Genomic DNA, 20,130 nt, shown 5'->3' on the forward strand with positions numbered 1-20,130 from the left:
GGCATGGCAGACGCCTCGACGGGCGAGGAGGAATGCGGGCAATCGTGTGAGTAGCCGGGGCGGCGGCGGGCGGCATGGCCGGCTCGGCGAGCTGACGTGGGGATGATCATCGGCACGGGAGCGAAGGCGGCGGGCAAACTCGTAGGCAGGAGGCCGCCTGACCGGTTGATGGGTTGGCGGCCCGCGGGCTGATGGGCTCACAGATCAGCGAGGGGATGAGTGCCCGACTCCCTCGGCAGGTGCACAGCCGACAGTAGGGAAGCGGCCTCGAAAGCTGGCGGCGTGCTGATGGGGTGCCGGCGACACGGCATCCTGGAATCGTCGAACGACGGGCAGCTCCTCGTATGAGCGGCACGCGCCAGGTCCCGTCCCGGTGACCACTCCCCCACCATGCCCGCTCCCACGATGCCCTCACCCACCATGTGCGCACTCGCGGGCGGCAGCGATTGTTTCACGTGAAACACAGGCGCCAACGCGACGTCGACCATGCCACAACCCACACGCCTCATCGCCGAACTCGGGGAGTTGAGGCCACGTCGATGTATCAGAGAGAGGAAAGTCATAAGCACCGTCACCCAGAGCTGGCGCGCCCGTCCACCTCGTCCTGGCTGTGTCCTCGTCGCAGACGAGGTGTCCACAAATGGCCGGACGCCTCGCCGATCGCCGACAGGCGCCATCTTCCAGCCTTCCGCTCGCTGAACCCGACGGTCCCGTCGGTCGCGCAAGATAGAGTTGAAGGGAAGCGCGCCCCGGTGCGCTCCCCCGACCAGACCGGTGCGGCGCACCAGATCGAGCGACGAGGTTTCACGTGAAACAACCGGACCAGGATCCGTCCATCGCGGTGGAGACGCCCGCCTTCGATGAATCGACGCCTCTGGCCCGGGAGATCGAGGATCTCGCGCGGAGGAGGCAGGCGATCGCTCAAACAACTCTTCCCCTTCCCTCTCGAACGCGAGTGTTCACGATCTCGAACCAGAAGGGTGGAGTGGGCAAGACGACCACGGTCGTCAATCTCTCGGCCGCCCTGGCGAAATCCGGCGCGCGGGTGCTGGTGATCGATCTCGATCCGCAGGGGAACGCCTCGACTGCTCTGAGCGTCGAGCACCGCGAAGGAACCCCGAGCGTCTATGACGTGATCGTGAACGACAAAGAGCTGGAGGAGGTCATCCAGAAGAGCCCGGAGTTCGACGGCCTCTTCGTGATCCCCGCGACCATCGACCTCGCCGGGGCGGAGATCGAACTCGTGTCGATGGTGGCGCGTGAGCAGCGACTGGAGCGGGCGCTCCGCCGATTCCTCGACGAGTACGACATCGACTACGTGCTCATCGACTGCCCGCCCTCGTTGGGCCTCCTGACGATCAACGCCTTCGTGGCGGCGACCGAGGTCCTCATCCCGATCCAGTGCGAGTACTACGCGCTGGAGGGGCTCAGCCAGCTGCTCAAGAACATCCAGCTGATCGAACGGCACCTGAACCCGAAGCTGCGCGTGTCGACGATCCTGCTGACCATGTACGACTCCCGCACCAACCTGGCGCACCAGGTGGCAGCGGACGTGCGCGACCACTTCCCCAACGAGGTGCTCGACACGATCATCCCCCGCTCGGTTCGCATCTCGGAGGCGCCGAGCTATGGCCAAAGCGTCATCAGTTACGACGCCAACTCGTCCGGCTCGCTCTCGTACCTCGAAGCGGCCGCCGAGATCGCACGAAGAGGAGCACCACGTTAATGGCAGCGAAGCGCACCGGACTGGGCCGCGGCATCGGCGCCCTCATCCCCACGTCCGACCAGTCGTCCCGGCCCGTCGACGTCTTCTTCCCCGACACCAGTTCAGCCCCGTCGACGGATGACCTCGTCGCCGTACCGGGAGCGCGTCTCGCATACCTCTCCCCCGTCGACATCGTCCCCAACCCGGTCCAGCCGCGCACGGAATTCGACCGGGACGCGCTCGACGAGCTCGTCGCGAGCATCCGCGAGGTCGGCGTCCTCCAGCCCGTCGTGGTGCGCCCTCTCGCCGGTCAGAGCGACAAATACGAACTCATCATGGGCGAGCGCCGCCTGCGGGCGACCAAGGAGCTCGGGCTCGCGAACATCCCCGCGATCATCAAGGACACCGCGGATGATGACATGTTGCGCGACGCTCTGTTGGAGAACCTCCACCGCTCGCAGCTGAATCCGCTGGAAGAGGCGTCTGCCTACCAGCAGCTCCTCGCCGATTTCGGCATCACGCAGGAGGAGCTCGCGAACCGGATCGGGCGCTCCCGCCCGCAGATCACGAACACGATCCGGCTCCTGAAGCTCCCCGCTCCGGTGCAGACCCGCGTCGCAGCCGGCGTCCTCAGCGCCGGGCACGCCCGCGCGATCCTCTCCCTCGGTGATGACGCCGACGCGATGGTGCGGCTCGCCGACAAGATCATCAACGAGGACCTCTCCGTGCGCGCGGCGGAGGCCGTGGCGGGCAAGAGCCCTAAGCCTGCGCGCTCCAAGGCCACCGCGGGAAAGCACCGCGGTCACCTGGACGAGATCGCGGAGAAGCTCGGCGATCGCCTCAACACGCGCGTCAAGATCACCCTCGGCGCGCGCAAGGGGCAGATCGTCGTGGACTTCGCGACGATCCAGGACCTCAACCGCATCCTCGACGAGATCGGCCAGCCCAGCTACAACTGATCAGCGGCGACCGCGCGGGGTGCTGACAGGGAGCCGGCCCACTGCGCTATCTATCCGCTATCCCTCCGCTATCGCTGCGACCGCGAGTGCGGCGTAGACCTCGCCGAGGTCGCGCCCGGAGGCGGCGATCGCCTGCGGCATGATCGACGTCTCGGTGAGCCCCGGCAAGACATTCGCCTCGAGGAACCACGGCACGCCGGCATCGTCCACGATCAGGTCGATCCGCGACAGGTGCCGTAGGCCGAGCGCCTCGTGAGCAGCTGAGGCGGCCGCCGCGACGGCTTCCCCGACCTCCGGGGCCAGCCGTGCCGGCACATAGAAACGGGTCTCACCCGCGTTGTAGCGGGCATCGAACGAGTAGACCCCGTCGACGGGCTCGATCTCGACCGCCGGGAGCGCCTCCGCGCCCGAACCGGAATCGATCACGGCGACCGACACTTCCACACCCTCGACCTTGCGCTCGATGAGCGCGATCTCGGAGTAGGTGTATGCATCCACCATGGCACGCGGGAGCTCGTCGGCGGAGGCGACGATGGTCACGCCCTGCGCCGAGCCGCCCTGAGCGGGCTTCACGACGACGGGCATGCCCAGCCCGGCGATGACGGCGGAGAGCACGCTGTTTGCGCCCAGCTCGCGGAAGGTCTCCTTCGGGAGCGTCACGGAGTCCGGGGTGGCGACGCCCGCGCGGCCGACGATCGTCTTGGCGGTGGGCTTCGACCACGCCAGCCGGGACGAATCAGTCCGTGAACCGACGAAGGGGATCCCGGTCAACTCGAGAAGGGCACGCAGCGCGCCGTCTTCGCCGCTGGCGCCGTGCAGTGCGGGCCAGACGACGTCCGGGCGCGACCCGGTCAGGAAGCCGAGCAGTTCTCCGTCGGGCTCGCGCACGGTGACGCGGTGGCCCAGAGAGTTCAGGCCGTCTGCGACCCGGCGGCCGCTGCGGAGGGAGATGTCGCGCTCGTGCGAGATCCCGCCGGCGAGCACGACGATATCGAGGGCGTCGAGGGCTTCTTTTTCTGCCATGATCAGCTCTTTCTCGTTGTGCGTGCGCTCAGCGCAGATCGGTCGGCGGGTTCGCGCTGGTCCGGCTCGGACGCGCTGCGGTCAGCGGGCCCGTTCCGGCGAAGGTGTCGAGCAGATCCTGCTCGCCGTTGATGACGTTGGCGAGACGACGGATGCCGACCTTGATGTTCTCGGGGGTCGGGTAGCAGAACGACAGCCGGATGTTCTGGGCGCCCGAGCCGTCACCATAGAAGGCGGTGCCGGGCGTGTATGCGACGAGCTCCGTCACCGCGCGCGGCAGCATCGCCTTCGAGTCGAGATGGGGAGGAAGCGTCAGCCACACGTAGAAGCCGCCGTTGGGGTTCGTCCAGCTCAACTCGGGCAGATGTTCCTCGAGTGCGGAGATCATGGCCTCCTTGCGCTCCCGGTACACGCCGCGGAAGGTGTCGATCTGCGCCTTCCAGTCCGCATCCCGCAGATACTCGGAGATCACCAGCTGACTGAAGGAGCTCGGACTCAGCACGGCGGCTTCGTTGGCGAGGATGAGCTTCTCGCGGATGGCATGCGGGGCAAGGGCCCAGCCGACTCGGAAACCAGGCGCGAGCGTCTTGGAGAACGTCCCCAGGTAGACGACACCCTCCTTCTCGACCGACCGCATCGCCGACGGAGGCCGTTCGCCGAAGTACAGCAGGCCGTACGGGTTGTCCTCCAGCACGAGGATGTCGTTCTCGCGCGCGATCTCGAGGATCTCGAGGCGGCGCTCCCAGGTGAGCGTCACGCCGGCGGGATTGTGGAATGTCGGCACCGTGTACAGGAACTTCACGCGACGCCCGGCGGCCTTCAGACGTGCGATGTGCTCGCGCAACGCCTGCGGGATGAGACCGTGCTCGTCCATGGGCACGTGATCCACCTCGGCCTGGTACGAGCGGAAGATCACCATCGCGGTGACGTAGCTCGGACCCTCCGCGAGGACGACGTCTCCGGGATCGATGAAGAGCTTGCTGAAGAGCTCCAGCGCGTGCTGAGAGCCGGTCGTCACGATGACGTCGTCCGCACTGCCGCTGATTCCTTCCAGCGCCATCACGTCGAGGATCTGCTCGCGGAGCGCGGGGACGCCCTGACCGGAGCCGTACTGGAGGGCCACGGGGCCCTGCTCGCGCATCACGCGATCCATCGCACCGACGACGAGGTCCTCCGGCAGGGCGGCCACATAGGGCATGCCGCCGGCCAGCGAGACCACCTCGGGGCGGCTGGCGACGGCGAACAGGGCTCGGACCTCACTGGCGGCCAGGCCGCTGGTGCGCTGCGCGTAGTGGCTGTACCACGGGTCCAGATTGTTGCCCCGCTGCTGCGGGATGCCCTGTTCGGTCACGAGTCATTCCATTTCTAGTGGCGTTTAGTCATGCTATTTGGGTGGTGCGTCCCGCGGAAAATCCGAGGGAGGTCCGAGTGCCGGCGGATACGAAAAAGACCCGCCCGGCGGGTGAGCGCCGGACGGGTCTGCGAAGAGGCTGGTCGGCTACGCGAGGTAGGCGGCCAGGTCGGCTTCGAGGGCGGGCTTCGGCTTGGCGCCGATGACGGTCTTGACGACCTCTCCACCCTGGTACACCTTCATCGCGGGGATGGAGGTGATCTGGTACTTCGCCGCGGTCTGCGGGTTCTCGTCGACGTTGAGCTTGACGATCTCGATCTTGTCCGAGTGCTCGGCGGCGATCTGGTCGAGGATCGGGCCGACGGCGCGACACGGGCCGCACCACTCTGCCCAGAAGTCCACGAGGATGGTCTTCTCGTTGTTGAGGACGTCCTGCTCGAACGTCGCGTCCGTGACCGAACGTGCTGCTGACATTGTCTGATTCTCCTTAGGCGGTGGTCGAGAGTTCACGATCGCTGGAGGCGGTCTCGACCGTCTGCTCCAGCAGGTTCTGGGGAAGCGAAGCGAGGTAGTGCTCCGCGTCGAGGGCGGCGACGGTGCCGGACGCTGCAGCGGTGACGGCCTGACGGTACGTCGGGTCGATCACATCCCCGGCGGCGAACACGCCGGTGAGGTTCGTCTTCGACGAACGGCCGTCGACCGCGATGGTGCCCTCGGCGGTCAGATCGAGCTGACCGTGGACCAGGTGCACGCGCGGGTCGTTACCGATCGCGATGAACAGCCCCTGCAGGTCGAGCTCGCTCTCCTCGCCGGTGATGAGGTTGCGCAGCTTGACGTGCTGAACCTGCTCGCTGCCGCCGATGCCCACGACCTCCGAGTTCCAGACGAACTCGATCTTCTCGTTGGCGAAGGCGCGATCCTGCATGATCTTGGAGGCGCGGAGGCTGTCGCGGCGGTGGATGACGTACACCTTGTCCGCGAAGCGGGTGAGGAAGTTGGCCTCCTCCATCGCGGAGTCGCCGCCGCCGACCACGGCGATCGTGCGCTCGCGGAAGAAGAACCCGTCGCAGGTGGCGCACCAGGAGACGCCGTGTCCGGAAAGGCGATCCTCGTCCTCCAGGCCCAGCTTGCGGTAGGCGGAGCCGGTCGCGAAGATCACGGCGAGGGCCTCGTGCACGGCGCCGGAGCCGAGGGTGACAGTCTTGACCTCACCCGTCAGATCGACCGACACGACATCGTCGAGCACGACCTCGGTGCCGAACTTCTCGGCCTGGGCCTGCATCTTGAACATGAGGTCGGGGCCCATGATCCCGTCGGGGAACCCGGGGAAGTTCTCGACCTCCGTGGTGTTCATCAGTTCACCGCCCGCCTCGACCGAGGAGGCGATCAGCAGCGGCTTCAGGTTGGCGCGGGCCGCATAGATGGCCGCGGTGTACCCGGCGGGGCCGGAACCGATGATGATGATCTGCCGCACGGCGGAACTCCTTGACTGTCTGCGGGGCCTTCGGGACCGGAGGCACCGACCAATAGAACACATCCTAGGCGGATGCTATTCCGTCTCACCCGCCCTGTGGAGTTCGGCGCCGAAGGCGATCGAGGATTGGTCCGACCCCCGCCTCCAGATCGCTCGAACGGAGCATGGCGAGGAATCCGACGTACACGACGAGCATCACGACACCCACGACGGCCGACGAGACGATCGCGCCCAGGATGCCGCTCACCGGGAAAGCGTCCGGCTCCACTCCCCCGAGCAGCACCAGGAACCCGGCGCCCGCGACCATCGCCGCCACCGCTGCGAGAAGGAACCGCCACAGTCCGCTCGCGATGCGCCTCCCGTCCACTCCCCCGACGCGGCGACGCAGGAGTGCGAAGGCGAGCACCGCCTGGATGACGCTCGCGAGCGAGACGACGAGGGCGACGGCTGCGGCGCGCATGTCGGGGCCCACAGCGAAGCAGGCCAGCACGCCGACGATGATCACGACGACCTGGGCGAGGGTGAAGAGGAACGGCGTGCGGGTGTCCCCCAGCGAGTAGAAGGCCCTCTGCGCCATGAACACGAGCGAGAAGGGAACGAGGCCCACCAGATAGGCGATGAGGACGAGTCCCATCGGCTGATAGCTGGAGGTGAAGACGCGAGCAACGGGGTACGCCACCACGATGAGCGCGGCAGAGGAGAAGACGATGAGGAACATGATCGACCGCGCAGCGCTCGAGAAATCACCGCGGAAGTCGGAGACGGCACCGCGGGCGGCATGCTCCGCCATCCGCGTGTAGTACGCCGTGACGATCGAGACCGCGATGATGCCGTGCGGGAGCATGAAGATCAGCCAGGCGTTCGTCATCACGAACGAGCCGGCGTAGCCCTCCCCCGCCGAGTTCGAGACGTTCATCTCGATGAGCCCGGCGATCTGGGTCGCGATGAGCATTCCCAGCGTCCAGCCGGCCGCCCGGCCCGCGCTCCCCAGGTTGACTCCGCGCCATCCGAAGTCGAAGCGGAACCTCAGACCGATCCGCCGCCAGAAGAAGAACAGCACGAGGGCCTGCACCGCGATACCCAACGTGGCTCCGCCCGCGAGAAGGGCGATCATCCCGATCGACCATGTGTCGTGGGCATTGCCGGAAGCGGAGTACGCGCCGAACAGCAGTATGAAGCCGCCGAGCATGAGGATGGCGACGACGTTGTTGATCACCGGCGCCCAGGTGAACGGCCCGAACGACTTGCGGGCGTTCAGGACTTCGCCCAGGAGCGTGTAGAGGCCGAGGAAGAAGATCTGCGGCAGCGACCAGTACGCGAATGTGGTCGCCAACTGCGCCTGCTCGCCGCGTAGCCCGTACAAGGTCATGAGCAGCGGCGCCGCGACCGTGGCGACGACCGCGACACCCGCGAACACCACCATCCCCAGTGTGACGAGCTTGTTGATGTAAGCGCGCCCGCCGTCGGCGTTGATTGATGCGCGCACGATCTGCGGCACCAGGATCGCGTTCAGGATGCCCTGAGCGATGATCGCGTACAGGCTGTTGGGCACCTGCGTCGCCGTGCCGTACGCGTTCGCTGCGAGGCTGAGAGTGCCGATCGCCTGCACCAGCAGCCACGCCTTCGCGAATCCGAGGATGCGCGAGACGAAGGTGCCGGAGGCGAGCATCGCGCTGGCGCGTCCCACGCTAGCCACGCGGTTCGTCCTCCTGCGGTGCGCCGGAGGTGTCGCCGACTCCGGGGTCCGGCTCTTCCTGCTCCGTGTGCGGAGGGGCCTCCGGGGCGATCTCCGCGCCGGCGGTCTCGTCGCCGTCCTCCGGCTCGCGGCGCTCCTTGCGGCGTCTCAGGATGTTGCGTACGACGCCGAAGCCGAAGAGCAGGACGAGCAGGATGCCGAGGATCAATGCGCCGAGCCCCTCCCAGTCCGCGTGCACGTCGACGGTGACCGTCGTCGGGTCGCCGATCGGCACGCCGGTGGGGCTGTAGAGGCGCAGCGAGAGCACGACCTGGCCGTTGCCCACCTTCGCCTTCACCGGGACGAGGAGCGTGGCACGGGAGTCCTGCGGGATCCGCTTGGTCGTCGCGTCGTCGATCTCCAGGCGGCTGTTCGAGGGCGACGCGGTCAGCACGACCGTCACTGCCTCGTCCTTCAGCTCGTTGCTGACCGTGAACGGGATCGACCCCTGGGCGCTGACGAGGTTGATGTTCTCCGTCGGCAGGATGTGGATGGAACCGAGGGTGTCCCGCGTCGTCTTGTGCGACGCGGCGACCGCGGCGGCCCAATCGGCCTTGGGGTTCTGCCAGGAGACCGCGAGCAGGGTGAGCAGCTGTGCGCGCACCCGGCCGGTGAGGGTCGTCGGGTCGTCGAGCACCGAGGAGAACGCCCCGAGCGACGTCTCATCCGAGAAGAGGGCGCGGATGGCGTCGATCCGAGCATCCGCCTCCGGAGCGTCGGTGAGAGCCAGCCCGCTGGTGGCGGCCGCCGCACGGACTGCGACGAGGGTCGACGACGTCGCCCACGGCGACGACGACAGCGCGTCCAGCGTGCGCTTGAGCTGGGTCCCGCTCGACGGCCACGACCGGTCGAGTCCGACGAGCAGGTGGCGGGCGTCTCCGCCTTCCGCGCCGATCAGCTGGAGCTGGGCGTTGAGCTTGCCCATGGCCGTGTTCCAGGCGACGTCGCTCGGCGCGGAGACGGCCGATCGCAGAGCATCGGAGAGACGCTGATCGAAGGCCACGACCGTGCTTCCGCTCGTGGACACGGCGGCGTTCGGCGTGGTGTCCAGGTCGCCGGCGTTGGTGTTGTCACCCGAGACGATCACGCTCGTCAGCCCGGCGGCGGCGAGCGGGGCCAGGTCGGCCGCACGCGCGCTCCGATCGCCGGGCCAGGCGATGCCCTTCAGGGTGAAGTCCCAGGCGGTGAGCTGCTCGAGCGTGGGGAGCACCGGTCCGGAGGTCGGCGTCGGCGTCGGCGTCGAGCCTCCCGTGATCGCCGTCGTCGGCGCCGTCACGGGCTGGCCGATCGAGGTCGGAGTGGGTGAGAAGTTCTTGGGGTCGAGGGCGTACTGCAGAGAGGTCGGAGTCAGCGGGGCGGCCCCTCCTGCCTGGATCTGCCCGGTCGGGTCGGCGTCGCCGTAACCGAGTGAGAAGGTGTCATTGGGCAGGGTCGCGAGGCGCGACAGCCAGTCGATGGCGGTCGCCGGAGCCGCGTTGCCGAGCGCGCGGATGGACGCGATGATCATCGGGTCGATCCCGACGGTCACGGCGCTGTGCCCGTCGAGCCCGTCCAGATCGCGGGTGAGCACGCCGTTCGCGGCCGTGTAGGTGGCGAGATCGTCGGCGGAGATGAGGCCGTCCGCGCTGGAGGGGCTGACGATGGGCATCACGACGCCCACACTCGACCGCGTGCCGGTCTCCGCCGCGCTCCACACGACGGAGCTGCGCGCCTCGATCCGGGAGTCTGCGGACGTCACGGTCGCGCCGATCCCGAACACCGCCGAGTCGGGGCGCGTCCCGAACGGGACCGCCGCGGCCGGGACGGTCACCCGGACGACGCTGCTGGTGCCGCTCTCCAGAGGAGGGAGGGTCGCCTCCCCCAGCGGCACCGGCGCCGTGACCGGATCGGCGGACCCGAGCCAGTCGGTGAGGGTGTTGCGTGAGGCCATCGCCTTCGGGTCCAGCCAGACCGAGACCGTTCCGGTGGAGACGGCCGACCCGGTGGGATTGGAGACCGTGACGGAGACCGAAAGGTCTTGACCGGTCGCGAGCACGCCCGCATTGTCGGCCGCGACGCTCGCGGTCAGGCCCGACCCGTCCGACGTGCGGGGAGACGGGGTCGCGGTGACGGAGGAGGTGGAGGGGCTGGGGGCGTCGGTCGCGGCGGTCGCCGCCGTCGGCGTCACCGTGACCAGCGAGAGCGCCGCGACCACGGCCGCGACGACACCGGCGAGTCGGCCGCCCGCGCGCCGGCGACGGGCACCCCGGAGGAGGGTGGGGTCGGCTGCGCTCATGCGACGACGCACGATCCCTGCTCGGCCTCCATGACCACGATTCTAGATGCCACCCCCTGAGAGCCCGGCGAGCACGCCCGTAAACTAGGTCACCATGCAGAGCGTCGCCGAATCCCTCGAACGTCTCGGCGACCTCGCGGCGTCGCCCACGGTCAGCCGGGTCGCCTCCCTGTTCGCGGCCTCCGGCCACGAGCTGGCCCTCGTCGGCGGCCCCGTTCGCGACGCGCTGCTGGGCCGGTCCGTGCACGATCTCGACTTCACGACGGACGCGCGCCCCGACGACATCCTGAAGATCGTCTCCCCGCTCGCGGACGCGGTCTGGGACATCGGCCGGCAGTTCGGCACCATCGGGGCGCGGTTCGGCGACGACACCGTCGAGATCACGACCTATCGCAGCGACAGCTACGACGGCGAGACGCGCAAGCCCGACGTGGTCTTCGGCGACTCGCTGGAGGGCGACCTCCTGCGCCGCGACTTCACCGTGAACGCGCTGGCCCTCCGCGTGCCCGACGTCCGGCTCGTCGATCCGTCGGGCGGTGTGGAGCACTTGCTCGAGCGGCGGATCACGACCCCGTCGACCCCGGAGGTGTCGTTCGGCGACGATCCGCTGCGCATGCTCCGCGCGGCGCGGTTCGCCGCACAGCTCGGGTTCGTCGTCGACGACGAGACCGTCGGCGCCATGGGTCGCATGGCCGATCGCATCCGCATCATCAGCGCCGAGCGCGTGCGCGACGAGCTCTCCAAGCTCCTCACCGCGGATGATCCACGGGCCGGCATCGAGCTGCTGGTCCAGACCGGGCTCGCCGACGAGGTGCTGCCGGAGGTGCCCGCGCTGCGGCTCGAAGTGGACGAGCACCACCACCACAAAGACGTGTATCAGCACAGCCTGACCGTCCTGGAGCAGGCCATCGGATACGAAAAGGAGCGTCATCCGGGCGAAGCCCCCGATCTCGTCCTGCGTCTCGCGGCCATCCTGCACGACATCGGCAAGCCGGCGACCAGGCGGTTCGAGCCGGGCGGCGCCGTGAGCTTCTACCACCACGACGTCGTGGGTGCGAAGCTCGCCAGGAAGCGGCTGACCGCACTGCGCTTCGACAAGGCGACGATCGACGCGGTCGCGCGGCTGATCGAGCTGCACCTCCGCTTCTTCGGCTACACCGACGCCCACTGGACGGACTCCGCGGTGCGCCGCTACGTGCGGGACGCGGGCGAGCAGCTCGAACGCCTCCACATGCTGACGCGTGCCGACGTGACCACGCGCAACCGCCGCAAGGCCGACCGTCTGGGGTTCGCGTACGACGACCTCGAGCAGCGCATCCGGGAGCTGAAGGAGCAGGAGGAGCTGGATGCGGTGCGTCCGGACCTCGACGGCCAGCAGGTGATGCGTGTGCTCGGCATCACGCCGGGGCGCGAGGTGGGCCAGGCGATGAAGTTCCTGCTCGATCTACGGCTCGACGAGGGGCCGTTGGGCGAGGAGGAGGCAACGCGTCGTCTGCTCGACTGGTGGGGCGCCCGCTGACGCATCGCCCCATTCACAGCGCACGCCGCGCGCCGACTTCTCCACTGTTCCGGTCGAAGGCCGACGGCGGCGGGCCGGCGCATCGAGGCTGGGGACATGACGAAGCTCCTCGACTCCCCCGCCTCCCGCACCTCCACACTCCGCAAGCCGGCACTCTGCGAGCCGGCTCCCGGCTGGCGGGATGACGCGCCGTCGGGTACCCTTGGAAAGTTGCCTGGGCAGAAGTCTGCCCGCGCGACCGATGTACAACCCTCCTGCTGCAGAACGTCTGCAGCCGCTGAGACCAGAGGAGGTGGGTTAGTCATGCATCAGTACGAGCTGATGGTCATCCTCGATCCCGAGATCGATGAGCGCACCGTTGCTCCCAGCCTTGACAAGTTCCTCAACGTCGTTCGTAACGACGGTGGAACGATCGACAGCGTCGACATCTGGGGTCGCCGTCGCCTGGCCTATGAGATCAACAAGAAGTCCGAGGGCATCTACGCCGTCGTCCAGCTGACCGCGAACGGCGACACCACCAAGGAGCTCGACCGCCAGCTGAAGCTCAGCGAGGCCGTCATGCGCACCAAGGTGCTCCGCGCCGAGGAGGCCATCGCCCAGGTCGCCGCCGCTCAGAAGCGCGCCGACGAGAAGGCTGCCCGCAAGGCCGCCTCCGCCGGCACCGAGAAGGCCGGCGCCTAGTCCGATGGCCGGCGAGACCGTCATCACCGTGGTGGGCAACCTCACGGCCGACCCCGAGCTGCGTTACACGCAGAACGGGCTGGCCGTCGCCAACTTCACGATCGCGTCCACTCCGCGCACGTTCGACCGTCAGGCGAACGAGTGGAAGGACGGAGAGGCTCTGTTCCTCCGGGCGAGCGTCTGGCGTGAATTCGCCGAGCACGTCGCGGGCTCGCTGACCAAGGGGTCCCGCGTCATCGCTCAGGGGCGGCTCAAGCAGCGTTCCTACGAGACGAAGGAAGGCGAGAAGCGCACGTCCATCGAGCTCGAGATCGATGAGATCGGGCCGTCGCTGCGCTACGCCACCGCTCAGGTGACCCGTGCTCAGTCGTCCGGCGGCGGTCGTGCCGCCGGCGGATTCGGTGGCGGTGCTCCCGCTGTCGAGGAGCCCTGGGCCGCCTCCGCCCCCGCAGACCCGTCCGCGGGCGCCGACGTCTGGAACACTCCCGGTTCCTACAACGACGAGACCCCCTTCTAAAGGGCCCTCTTACATTCATCAGCCCTCCCGGTTCGGCCGGGATGGGCGGAAAAGCAAAGGAAATCATGGCTGGAAAGTCGAGCGGCGACCGCCGCAAGCCGATCCGCAAGGGCAAGGACGGCAAGAACGCCGCTCCTGCGAAGTCCGTTCGCGTCGGCGTCATTGACTACAAGGACGTCGCAACCCTGCGGAAGTTCATCTCGGAGCGTGGAAAGATCCGCGCCCGTCGCATCACCGGTGTCTCCGTCCAGGAGCAGCGCCTGATCGCCCGCGCCGTCAAGAACGCGCGCGAGATGGCTCTTCTCCCCTACGCCGGCTCGGGCCGTTAAGGAGAACCCCCATGTCGAAAGTGATTCTGACGCACGAGGTCACCGGCCTCGGTTCGGCCGGTGACGTCGTCGACGTCAAGAACGGCTACGCGCGCAACTACCTCGTCCCGCAGGGCTTCGCGATCGCGTGGACCCGCGGTGGCGAGAAGCAGGTCGAGCAGATCAAGGCGGCCCGGGCCGCTCGCGAGCTGCACACCGTCGAGGCCGCTCAGGACCTCAAGGCCAAGCTCGAGGCGACCAAGGTCAAGCTGGTCGTGAAGGCGGGCCGCGAGGGCCGTCTGTTCGGCTCGGTCAAGACCGGCGATGTCGCCGACGCCGTCAAGGCGGCGGGCATCGGCGAGCTCGACAAGCGCAAGATCGAGATCCCCAACGCCATCAAGGTCGTGGGCGACCACGAGGCCACCGTGCGCCTGCACGAGGACCTCTCGGCCGTCATCACCCTTCAGGTGGTCGCTGCCAAGTAGGCGCGAAAAAGAGTCAGTGTAGCGGCGGGCGGTGGCCCGCCGCTACACCTCGTTAAGGGAGATTTTCACCGCTCTTGTACACAGGTCGACTCGCCCGGGCCACAGCAAACACCACAGCGAACGAAGTAGTTTTTACACACACCCTGGGGAAAGCTTAAGGGCTGGTCAGGGCCTATTTCCTCAGAGAAATATCTTCTCTCTCCACAGTTTTTCCCACATGTTCTGCACAAGCTCCGCGGCGTTTCGCGCAGTTTCTTCACATAGTTATCCACAGGCTGAGTTGTGGATGACCCAGCGGGTTCGTAGGGTGAAGCGACGCCGATGGATCGCCCGCCGGATGGACCGGTTCTGTCGGTGGTCGGCAGGACGATCGGACTGCGGCGCGAGATCCGCGAGCCGCAGGATCCGGTCACGACATCCGCGGCGAGCCTGCACCCGGAGCCGCACCGGGCGGCGAAGCTGAGACGTGTCCACGCGTGCGTGGACAGCGGCAGAGAAGAGGAGTGCACGTGTCGATCGCTCACATCGGCCTCGCCGACGGCGGTGCCCCCGCGACCGAGCCGCGGAACGCGGAGCGCACTCCCCCGCACGACCTCCTCGCCGAGCAGAGCGCCCTCGGCGGCATGCTGCTCAGCAAGGACGCCGTCGCCGACGTGGTCGAGGTCGTGCGCGGTACGGACTTCTACATCCCCAAGCACGAGATCATCTACGACGCGATCCTGTCTCTCTACTCGCACGGCGAGCCGACGGACGTCATCACCGTCACGGACGAGCTCACCAAGCTCGGCGAACTCTCGCGCGCCGGCGGCGCCGAGTACCTCCACACGCTGACCAGCCTCGTGCCGACCGCCGCCAACGCCGGGTACTACGCCAACATCGTCACCGAGAAAGCGCTCCTGCGCCGACTGGTCGAGGCGGGCACCCGCATCACGCAGATGGGCTACAAGGCCGAGGGAGAGGTGCTCGACCTCGTCAACAACGCGCAGGCGGAGATCTACTCCGTGACGGGTGCGCAGGAGGCGGAGGACTACGTCCCGCTGACGGAGGCCGTCACCGTCGCCATCGACGAGATCGAGGCGGCCAAGCACAAGGACGGGTCGATGACCGGCGTCCCGACCGGGTTCACCGAGCTCGACGAGCTGACGAACGGCCTGCACCCCGGCCAGATGGTGATCGTCGCCGCGCGACCAGCGCTCGGAAAGTCGACCCTCGCCCTCGACTTCGCGCGCGCCGCCGCGATCAAGCACGACCTCCCCACGATCTTCTTCTCCCTCGAGATGGGGCGGAGCGAGATCGCGATGCGCCTCCTCTCGGCGGAGGCGACCGTCCCCCTCCAGCACATGCGCAAGGGAACGGTCGACAACCGCGATTGGACCACCATCGCCGCCACCCGCGGCCGCATCAACGACGCTCCGCTCTACATCGACGACAGCCCGAACATGACGCTTGTCGAGATCCGCGCCAAGTGCCGCCGACTCAAGCAGCGCGTCGGACTCAAGATGGTCGTCATCGACTACCTTCAGCTCATGACGAGCGGAAAGCGCGTCGAGAGCCGCCAGCAGGAGGTCAGCGAGTTCTCCCGCGCCCTCAAGCTCCTCGCCAAGGAGCTCCAGGTGCCCGTCATCGCCCTCTCGCAGCTGAACCGCGGCCCCGAGCAGCGCGCCGACAAGCTCCCCGCCTTGAGCGACCTCCGCGAGTCCGGCTCCATCGAGCAGGACGCCGACATGGTCATCCTCCTCCACCGCGAATCCGCCTACGAGAAGGACAACCCCCGCGCCGGCGAGGCCGACCTCATCGTCGCCAAGCACCGAAACGGCCCCACCAAGACCGTCACCGTCGCCTTCCAGGGCATGTACTCCCGCTTCACGGACATGGCTCCGGTCTAGTCGGTTGTGAACGGACCATGGAAAGTGTCGCTGGCTCTCACAATTTGTCGCCGCATGTCCGGCGCGACAGATTGCGCGGTTCCTGCGCCGAGCGCCATCCTTATGCTGCCCACGATGTCGGGCCGTCTTCGGTTCGTGTCCTGGCAGCCGTGTGTCGGACTGGCGACACGCCCGGAATTATTTCGCAGATGAAACGCGAGATTGTTTTCTGTGTGTTAGGTTGCTCCTGTGGATAACATGCTGGTCGTAAATGGGGAGACGCTCTCCATGCTCCGAACAGCCCGCGGCTTCTCGCAGGCCGGGCTGGCGGAAGCTGTCGGCATGGCCCAGAGCCGTCTCTCTCGTGTGGAGCAGGGCACCGAGCTGCTCCGTGTTTCGGACGCTGGTTGGTTGGCTGCTGAGCTGGAGGTTTTGCCGGAGGTGCTTGCGGAGAAGAGCGGTGAGTTTTCTTCGGCGCGGGTGTTCCATCGCAAGCGGGCGAGTTTGCCGGTGAAGTCGGATCGGCAGATTCGTGCTGAGGCGGCTGTACGTCGTTTTCAGTTGCGGCGCGCGATCGGCGAGGCGTTACCGGGGTTGCAGTTGGAGTTTCGTCCGCTGCCTGCTGATGGCACGTACAGTCCGGAGGATCGGGCGATGGAATTGCGCCGCGGGCTCGGATTGGGCTCGGAGCCGATTGAGAGCATGACGGAGGTGTTAGAGCGGGCCGGCGTGATGGTGGTTCCGGTGGAGCTGGACACGGTGAAGCTCGACGCGATCGGGGGCTGGCCGGAGGATGGCGCACCGATTGTGATGGTCTCCACCCACGCGCCGGGCGAGCGGCAACGGTTCACTCTCGCTCACGAGCTCGGCCACGCGATCATGCACGACGGGACGGGTGATGACCAGGAAGCGGAGGCTGACCAGTTTGCCAGCGCCTTCCTCATGCCGGTTTCGATGGCGAGGAGCGAGCTGGTGAATCCCACTCTGTCATCCTTGACCGCACTCAAGTCCCGGTGGGGTGTTTCGATCGCTGCCCTCGCACGGCGCGCTCGGGACCTCGGTCTTATGACCGAGCGCGAGTACCGGTCGTTCAACATCCAGCTCAGCAGCACGGGAATGCACCGACGCGAACCGCTCCCGATCCCGCCGGAGCGTCCCACCCTGATTACTCGAACCATCGACCAGCTCATCGCGCGTGGGGATACCCTCGGCGAGATCGCCGCCCGCGCCGGGATGAGTGCCGACAGCTTCACCCGAACTTATGTGGAGGCACGATGACACCCGCCCAGACGATCACCCTCAACCAGATCGGACACGACCCCTCCCGCCGCGGCGCACCTTCCACCCCGAACCGCGGGATCGAAGAGATCCGCGGGAAGGTTCTCTTCGCTGCGGGCGAGGACGCCTACGCGGTCGCCGCGCACCTCCGCGGCAGTGGGACGGGCATCGTGCTTACCGGGAGTGAGGCCGCTGGTCAGCTGCGCCGACTCCGCGCCACCTACCCGAAAATGCCGCTCATCGCCGACCCCAAGGTCTACCAGGACTACACCGCCACCCTCGAGCGGCCGTTCGCGATGCCGGACGCTGACGACCAGCTCAGCGGCTTGCCGGCCGCGAGTCTGGCCGAGATCGCTCAGGCGCAGCTGGATCAGGGAGCAACGCTCGCCGTGCTGCCGATGGGGTACCTCGCTCCGGGCGACGCCGGACCGTTGCGGTCCGCGGTCGCCGAGGCGAACGAGCTCTCCTTGCGGGATGTCATGCTTGTGGTTCCGGCGGACTGGTCGTGGCTGCGTGGCAGCCACCTGAAGCAGTTCATCGCCATCGTGCGGCAGAGCACGCACCCGGTCGCGGTCGCGCTGAACAACAAGGGAAACGCACTGGATGACGCAGCCTGCTTGCATGGGTACCGGTCGCTGTTCGAGCAGGTCCCGAACGCGATCGCGTGGCGCACCGACCACAACGGGCTGGGCGCCGTCGCGCACGGGGCAGCGGCGGCCGTCATCGGCTTCCGCGCGAGCCTGCGTCACATCTCCGTGGAGGGCGACTTCTCCCGCAGCCCGGAGAACAAGCACCCGCAGGTGTTCGTCCCGGATCTGATGATGTGGGGAAAATCCGATTTCTTGCGGGCGACCTACTTCACGACGGTGCCCGCGGCAGGATGCACCTGCGGGGGGTGCAAGGGTGCCGCCCCGGATCGGTTCCGGGACACCCCAGCGGACATCCTCGCTGGGAACCTCCACAACGTGGACGCGTTCCTCGCCGACAGCCGTGCCATGTTGACGGACCCCGCGGGAGCGCGGGAGTGGTGGCGGCAACGCATCCTCACCGCGGTGCAGGCGATGGAGCGCTTCAAGCTGGAGGCTCAGCGGCCCAGGCTGAAGCCGCGCGCTGATATCGAGAACTGGTTCAACGAACTGGTCTGAGCGCGCGGATCACCGGTGGTGACCAGGTGCTCCCGATACATGTTTTCCACGAACAGCCACCACTCGGGCGACACCCGGTGCACCCGCATCGGTATGGGGGCAATCAGCGACGTGCACCTCTCGGCCGTGTCACCGACACAGACGCCGAGACCATAACAGCCGGCCTCGGTCAACATGCGGTCTGTCGGTCGGCTGCCTGGCGGCAGGAGAACCGTGCGGGCGGCGTAGCCGGCGAGCCTCTCGGCACGAGTGAGACCCTCATCCAGGCGCCGCGCAGGGATGACCGCCTCGACCGGGGTGAGAGGAACAGCGCCGACACGATGCGCCCAGACCATCTCGTCCACGTCGTGCACCGCACTGATCAGGGTGGACGCCAACACCGAGGCAAGGTCCGTGCGGGCGCCGCATTCGAGCAGACCGATCTCCGCGGTGGGCACCGACAGGGCGGTCTCCAACACGGCGACATCAACGATGGCACCGATCCCGGCCGTGCTCCGGCGCGTGTCCTCACCCGTTTCAATGGCGTATCGCAGCGAAAAATCCACGCCCCGCCATCGCGTTCGAAGCATGCCAGGGACAGCCCCCACCTGTTCCCTCTCGTACGCCAGACCGGTGGGGGGACGTGTCATGTGGCCCTCTCCCTCCCGGTGTGCGTGCGATCTCAACCAGGCTCCCGGCGCCCAGAAGCGCCCTACGAGACCTGCTTGTACCGTTCTACCCGGTCGAAGGCAGTTCGACCAAGCCCGAGGATCCGCCGCTGTGCGGCGTGGACCCCTGGCCACGCCCGTGCCGGAGTGAACGCTGCCCGAGGGGGAGCACGGCTCGCGGCGAACAGCGTCCACCCTCGGGAAACACCGGCCGAGCTGCTCGCACGAGCAGGTCGCGCGTATGGTGGCCCACAAGCCGCGTCTGGAAATCCCGCCTGATCGAGGGTCGACTGGTTCAGCGACTAAACCCACGGGGAAGGCGAGGAGTCGACATGCCGAGAACACGAATTCCGGTGGCCATCCAGCGTGCCTTCGACGAGCTTGTGCGGGCGGCGGCTGCCGAGGGAAGGCGTGGAGAGGTTGTCGCGGTTCTGCGCACATTGGCCGACCTGGTGACAACCTCATCGGTCACTGGTCCACAGAAGTCGGATCCGGAGACCCACCCGGAGGGGTGAGGGTCCGTCCCGGTTGCGCTGCGCGTTCATCTCAAGGCACATCCACGCCCGTCTGGCGTGACCTCCCGCGCGGGCGCGCCGGTCGCTCGGAGGACCCGACCACGCTCGACTCAAATATGCTCGTAGATGAGCGAAATGCGAGTTCGGGTGGCACGCTTCGTGGGCGTGATGGAGGTGAGTGGCTACGATGGCTGATGGGCATGCGTCGTCGCCGTCGCCGTTGACGGTTCTGAGCGCGACTAGCGGGTCGCGCGTGATGCCCGTTGCAATCGAAGAGTGGCCCTCGGATCCGAACGAGTCTCGTGTCGGATCATTTCACGCGCCTGCATGCGTTGCAACCGCCGGTCCGGCACTCGCCCAAAGGAACGGAATGACGCACACATGACATCACCCTTGCCTCCTCGGCGCACACGGAAACCCCGCAAGATCGTCAGCGACGAAGCCCGCGCGGCGGAGATTCTGGAGCAACTTCGCGTGACGGAGCTGCAGATCCGGGAGCTGGCCGAACGCCGGTTGGAATTGATGCTGGAGGCCAACGAGATCGGGTTGACCACCGCGAAGATCGGCGAGGCTGTCGGTGCCAGTCAGACGGCCGTCTCCAACTGGGTCCGCACCGCCCGGCACAACCGGCAAGCCACATGACAAGCA

The 20,130-nt window shown here is 67.5% G+C and carries 18 protein-coding genes; 11 read left to right on the plus strand and 7 right to left on the minus strand.

The features are described from left to right. The first annotated feature begins 841 nt into the window (after nt 1–841). Both LLS1_RS00620 and LLS1_RS00625 read left to right on the plus strand, forming a co-directional pair. Nucleotides 842–1,726 (plus strand): ParA family protein, encoded by an 885-nt coding sequence (locus tag LLS1_RS00620; protein WP_374758231.1) that lies wholly within the window; start codon nt 842–844, stop codon nt 1,724–1,726. Continuing rightward, the gene (locus LLS1_RS00625; protein WP_226653145.1) at nt 1,726–2,664 is read left to right on the plus strand and encodes a ParB/RepB/Spo0J family partition protein; all 939 of its coding nucleotides are present in this window, start codon (nt 1,726–1,728) and stop codon (nt 2,662–2,664) included. Before LLS1_RS00620 ends, LLS1_RS00625 begins: the two co-directional genes overlap by 1 nt. A gap of 57 nt (nt 2,665–2,721) precedes the next feature. Here the strand turns inward: LLS1_RS00625 and LLS1_RS00630 are convergent, their stop codons facing one another. The 6 genes from LLS1_RS00630 to LLS1_RS00655 all read right to left on the minus strand — a co-directional run bounded on the left by LLS1_RS00630 (nt 2,722) and on the right by LLS1_RS00655 (nt 10,522). Continuing rightward, nucleotides 2,722–3,687, minus strand: a complete 966-nt coding sequence (locus LLS1_RS00630; protein WP_223358734.1) for a D-alanine--D-alanine ligase — start codon at nt 3,685–3,687, stop codon at nt 2,722–2,724. Between the two features lie 28 nt (nt 3,688–3,715). Then, nucleotides 3,716–5,038: a PLP-dependent aminotransferase family protein gene (locus LLS1_RS00635; protein WP_223358732.1), complete on the minus strand. Its 1,323-nt coding sequence runs from the start codon at nt 5,036–5,038 to the stop codon at nt 3,716–3,718. A gap of 147 nt (nt 5,039–5,185) precedes the next feature. Then, nucleotides 5,186–5,512, minus strand: a complete 327-nt coding sequence (trxA, locus tag LLS1_RS00640) for a thioredoxin (protein ID WP_021763557.1) — start codon at nt 5,510–5,512, stop codon at nt 5,186–5,188. 13 nt (nt 5,513–5,525) lie between these two features. Further along, nucleotides 5,526–6,512 carry a thioredoxin-disulfide reductase gene (gene trxB, locus LLS1_RS00645; protein WP_226653146.1) on the minus strand — a complete coding sequence of 329 codons (987 nt, stop codon included), beginning with the start codon at nt 6,510–6,512 and terminating at the stop codon, nt 5,526–5,528. A gap of 85 nt (nt 6,513–6,597) precedes the next feature. Then, nucleotides 6,598–8,208: a murein biosynthesis integral membrane protein MurJ gene (murJ, locus tag LLS1_RS00650; RefSeq protein ID WP_226653147.1), complete on the minus strand. Its 1,611-nt coding sequence runs from the start codon at nt 8,206–8,208 to the stop codon at nt 6,598–6,600. Next, nucleotides 8,201–10,522 (minus strand): DUF6049 family protein, encoded by a 2,322-nt coding sequence (locus tag LLS1_RS00655; protein ID WP_226653148.1) that lies wholly within the window; start codon nt 10,520–10,522, stop codon nt 8,201–8,203. The genes murJ and LLS1_RS00655 overlap by 8 nt, the downstream gene beginning before the upstream one ends. 94 nt (nt 10,523–10,616) lie before the next feature. Between LLS1_RS00655 and LLS1_RS00660 the strand changes: the two genes are divergently transcribed. From LLS1_RS00660 to LLS1_RS00695, 8 genes are all read left to right on the plus strand, one after another. Beyond that, a complete protein-coding gene (locus tag LLS1_RS00660) occupies nt 10,617–12,041 on the plus strand; it encodes a CCA tRNA nucleotidyltransferase (RefSeq protein WP_226653149.1) in 1,425 nt (474 codons plus the stop codon). Between the two features lie 303 nt (nt 12,042–12,344). Further along, nucleotides 12,345–12,722, plus strand: a complete 378-nt coding sequence (gene rpsF, locus LLS1_RS00665) for a 30S ribosomal protein S6 (protein WP_223358724.1) — start codon at nt 12,345–12,347, stop codon at nt 12,720–12,722. Nucleotides 12,723–12,726: 4 nt separating this feature from the next. Beyond that, the gene (locus LLS1_RS00670) at nt 12,727–13,239 is read left to right on the plus strand and encodes a single-stranded DNA-binding protein (protein WP_223358723.1); all 513 of its coding nucleotides are present in this window, start codon (nt 12,727–12,729) and stop codon (nt 13,237–13,239) included. Between the two features lie 65 nt (nt 13,240–13,304). Further along, nucleotides 13,305–13,568, plus strand: a complete 264-nt coding sequence (gene rpsR, locus LLS1_RS00675) for a 30S ribosomal protein S18 (RefSeq protein ID WP_018189012.1) — start codon at nt 13,305–13,307, stop codon at nt 13,566–13,568. Between the two features lie 11 nt (nt 13,569–13,579). Beyond that, on the plus strand, nt 13,580–14,032 hold the full coding sequence (gene rplI / locus LLS1_RS00680) for a 50S ribosomal protein L9 (protein ID WP_223358722.1): 453 nt from the start codon (nt 13,580–13,582) through the stop codon (nt 14,030–14,032). Nucleotides 14,033–14,541: 509 nt separating this feature from the next. Then, nucleotides 14,542–15,918 carry a replicative DNA helicase gene (gene dnaB, locus LLS1_RS00685; RefSeq protein ID WP_223358721.1) on the plus strand — a complete coding sequence of 459 codons (1,377 nt, stop codon included), beginning with the start codon at nt 14,542–14,544 and terminating at the stop codon, nt 15,916–15,918. A gap of 237 nt (nt 15,919–16,155) precedes the next feature. Next, complete coding sequence (locus LLS1_RS00690) at nt 16,156–17,175, plus strand: XRE family transcriptional regulator (protein ID WP_226653588.1); 1,020 nt, start codon at nt 16,156–16,158, stop codon at nt 17,173–17,175. Continuing rightward, nucleotides 17,172–18,320, plus strand: coding sequence for a hypothetical protein (locus tag LLS1_RS00695; protein WP_226653150.1), 1,149 nt, complete (start codon nt 17,172–17,174; stop codon nt 18,318–18,320). Before LLS1_RS00690 ends, LLS1_RS00695 begins: the two co-directional genes overlap by 4 nt. On the opposite strand, the gene LLS1_RS00700 is transcribed toward LLS1_RS00695, so the two are convergent. Then, a complete protein-coding gene (locus LLS1_RS00700) occupies nt 18,260–18,865 on the minus strand; it encodes a hypothetical protein (RefSeq protein WP_226653151.1) in 606 nt (201 codons plus the stop codon). The two genes, LLS1_RS00695 and LLS1_RS00700, sit on opposite strands and share 61 nt — an antisense overlap. 998 nt (nt 18,866–19,863) lie before the next feature. Here LLS1_RS00700 and LLS1_RS00705 point away from each other — a divergent pair. Beyond that, the gene (locus LLS1_RS00705) at nt 19,864–20,124 is read left to right on the plus strand and encodes a hypothetical protein (RefSeq protein ID WP_226653152.1); all 261 of its coding nucleotides are present in this window, start codon (nt 19,864–19,866) and stop codon (nt 20,122–20,124) included. The last annotated feature ends 6 nt before the right edge of the window (nt 20,125–20,130 follow it).

The organism is Leifsonia sp. LS1, assembly GCF_020521355.1.
Taxonomy (GTDB): Bacteria; Actinomycetota; Actinomycetes; order Actinomycetales; family Microbacteriaceae; genus Leifsonia.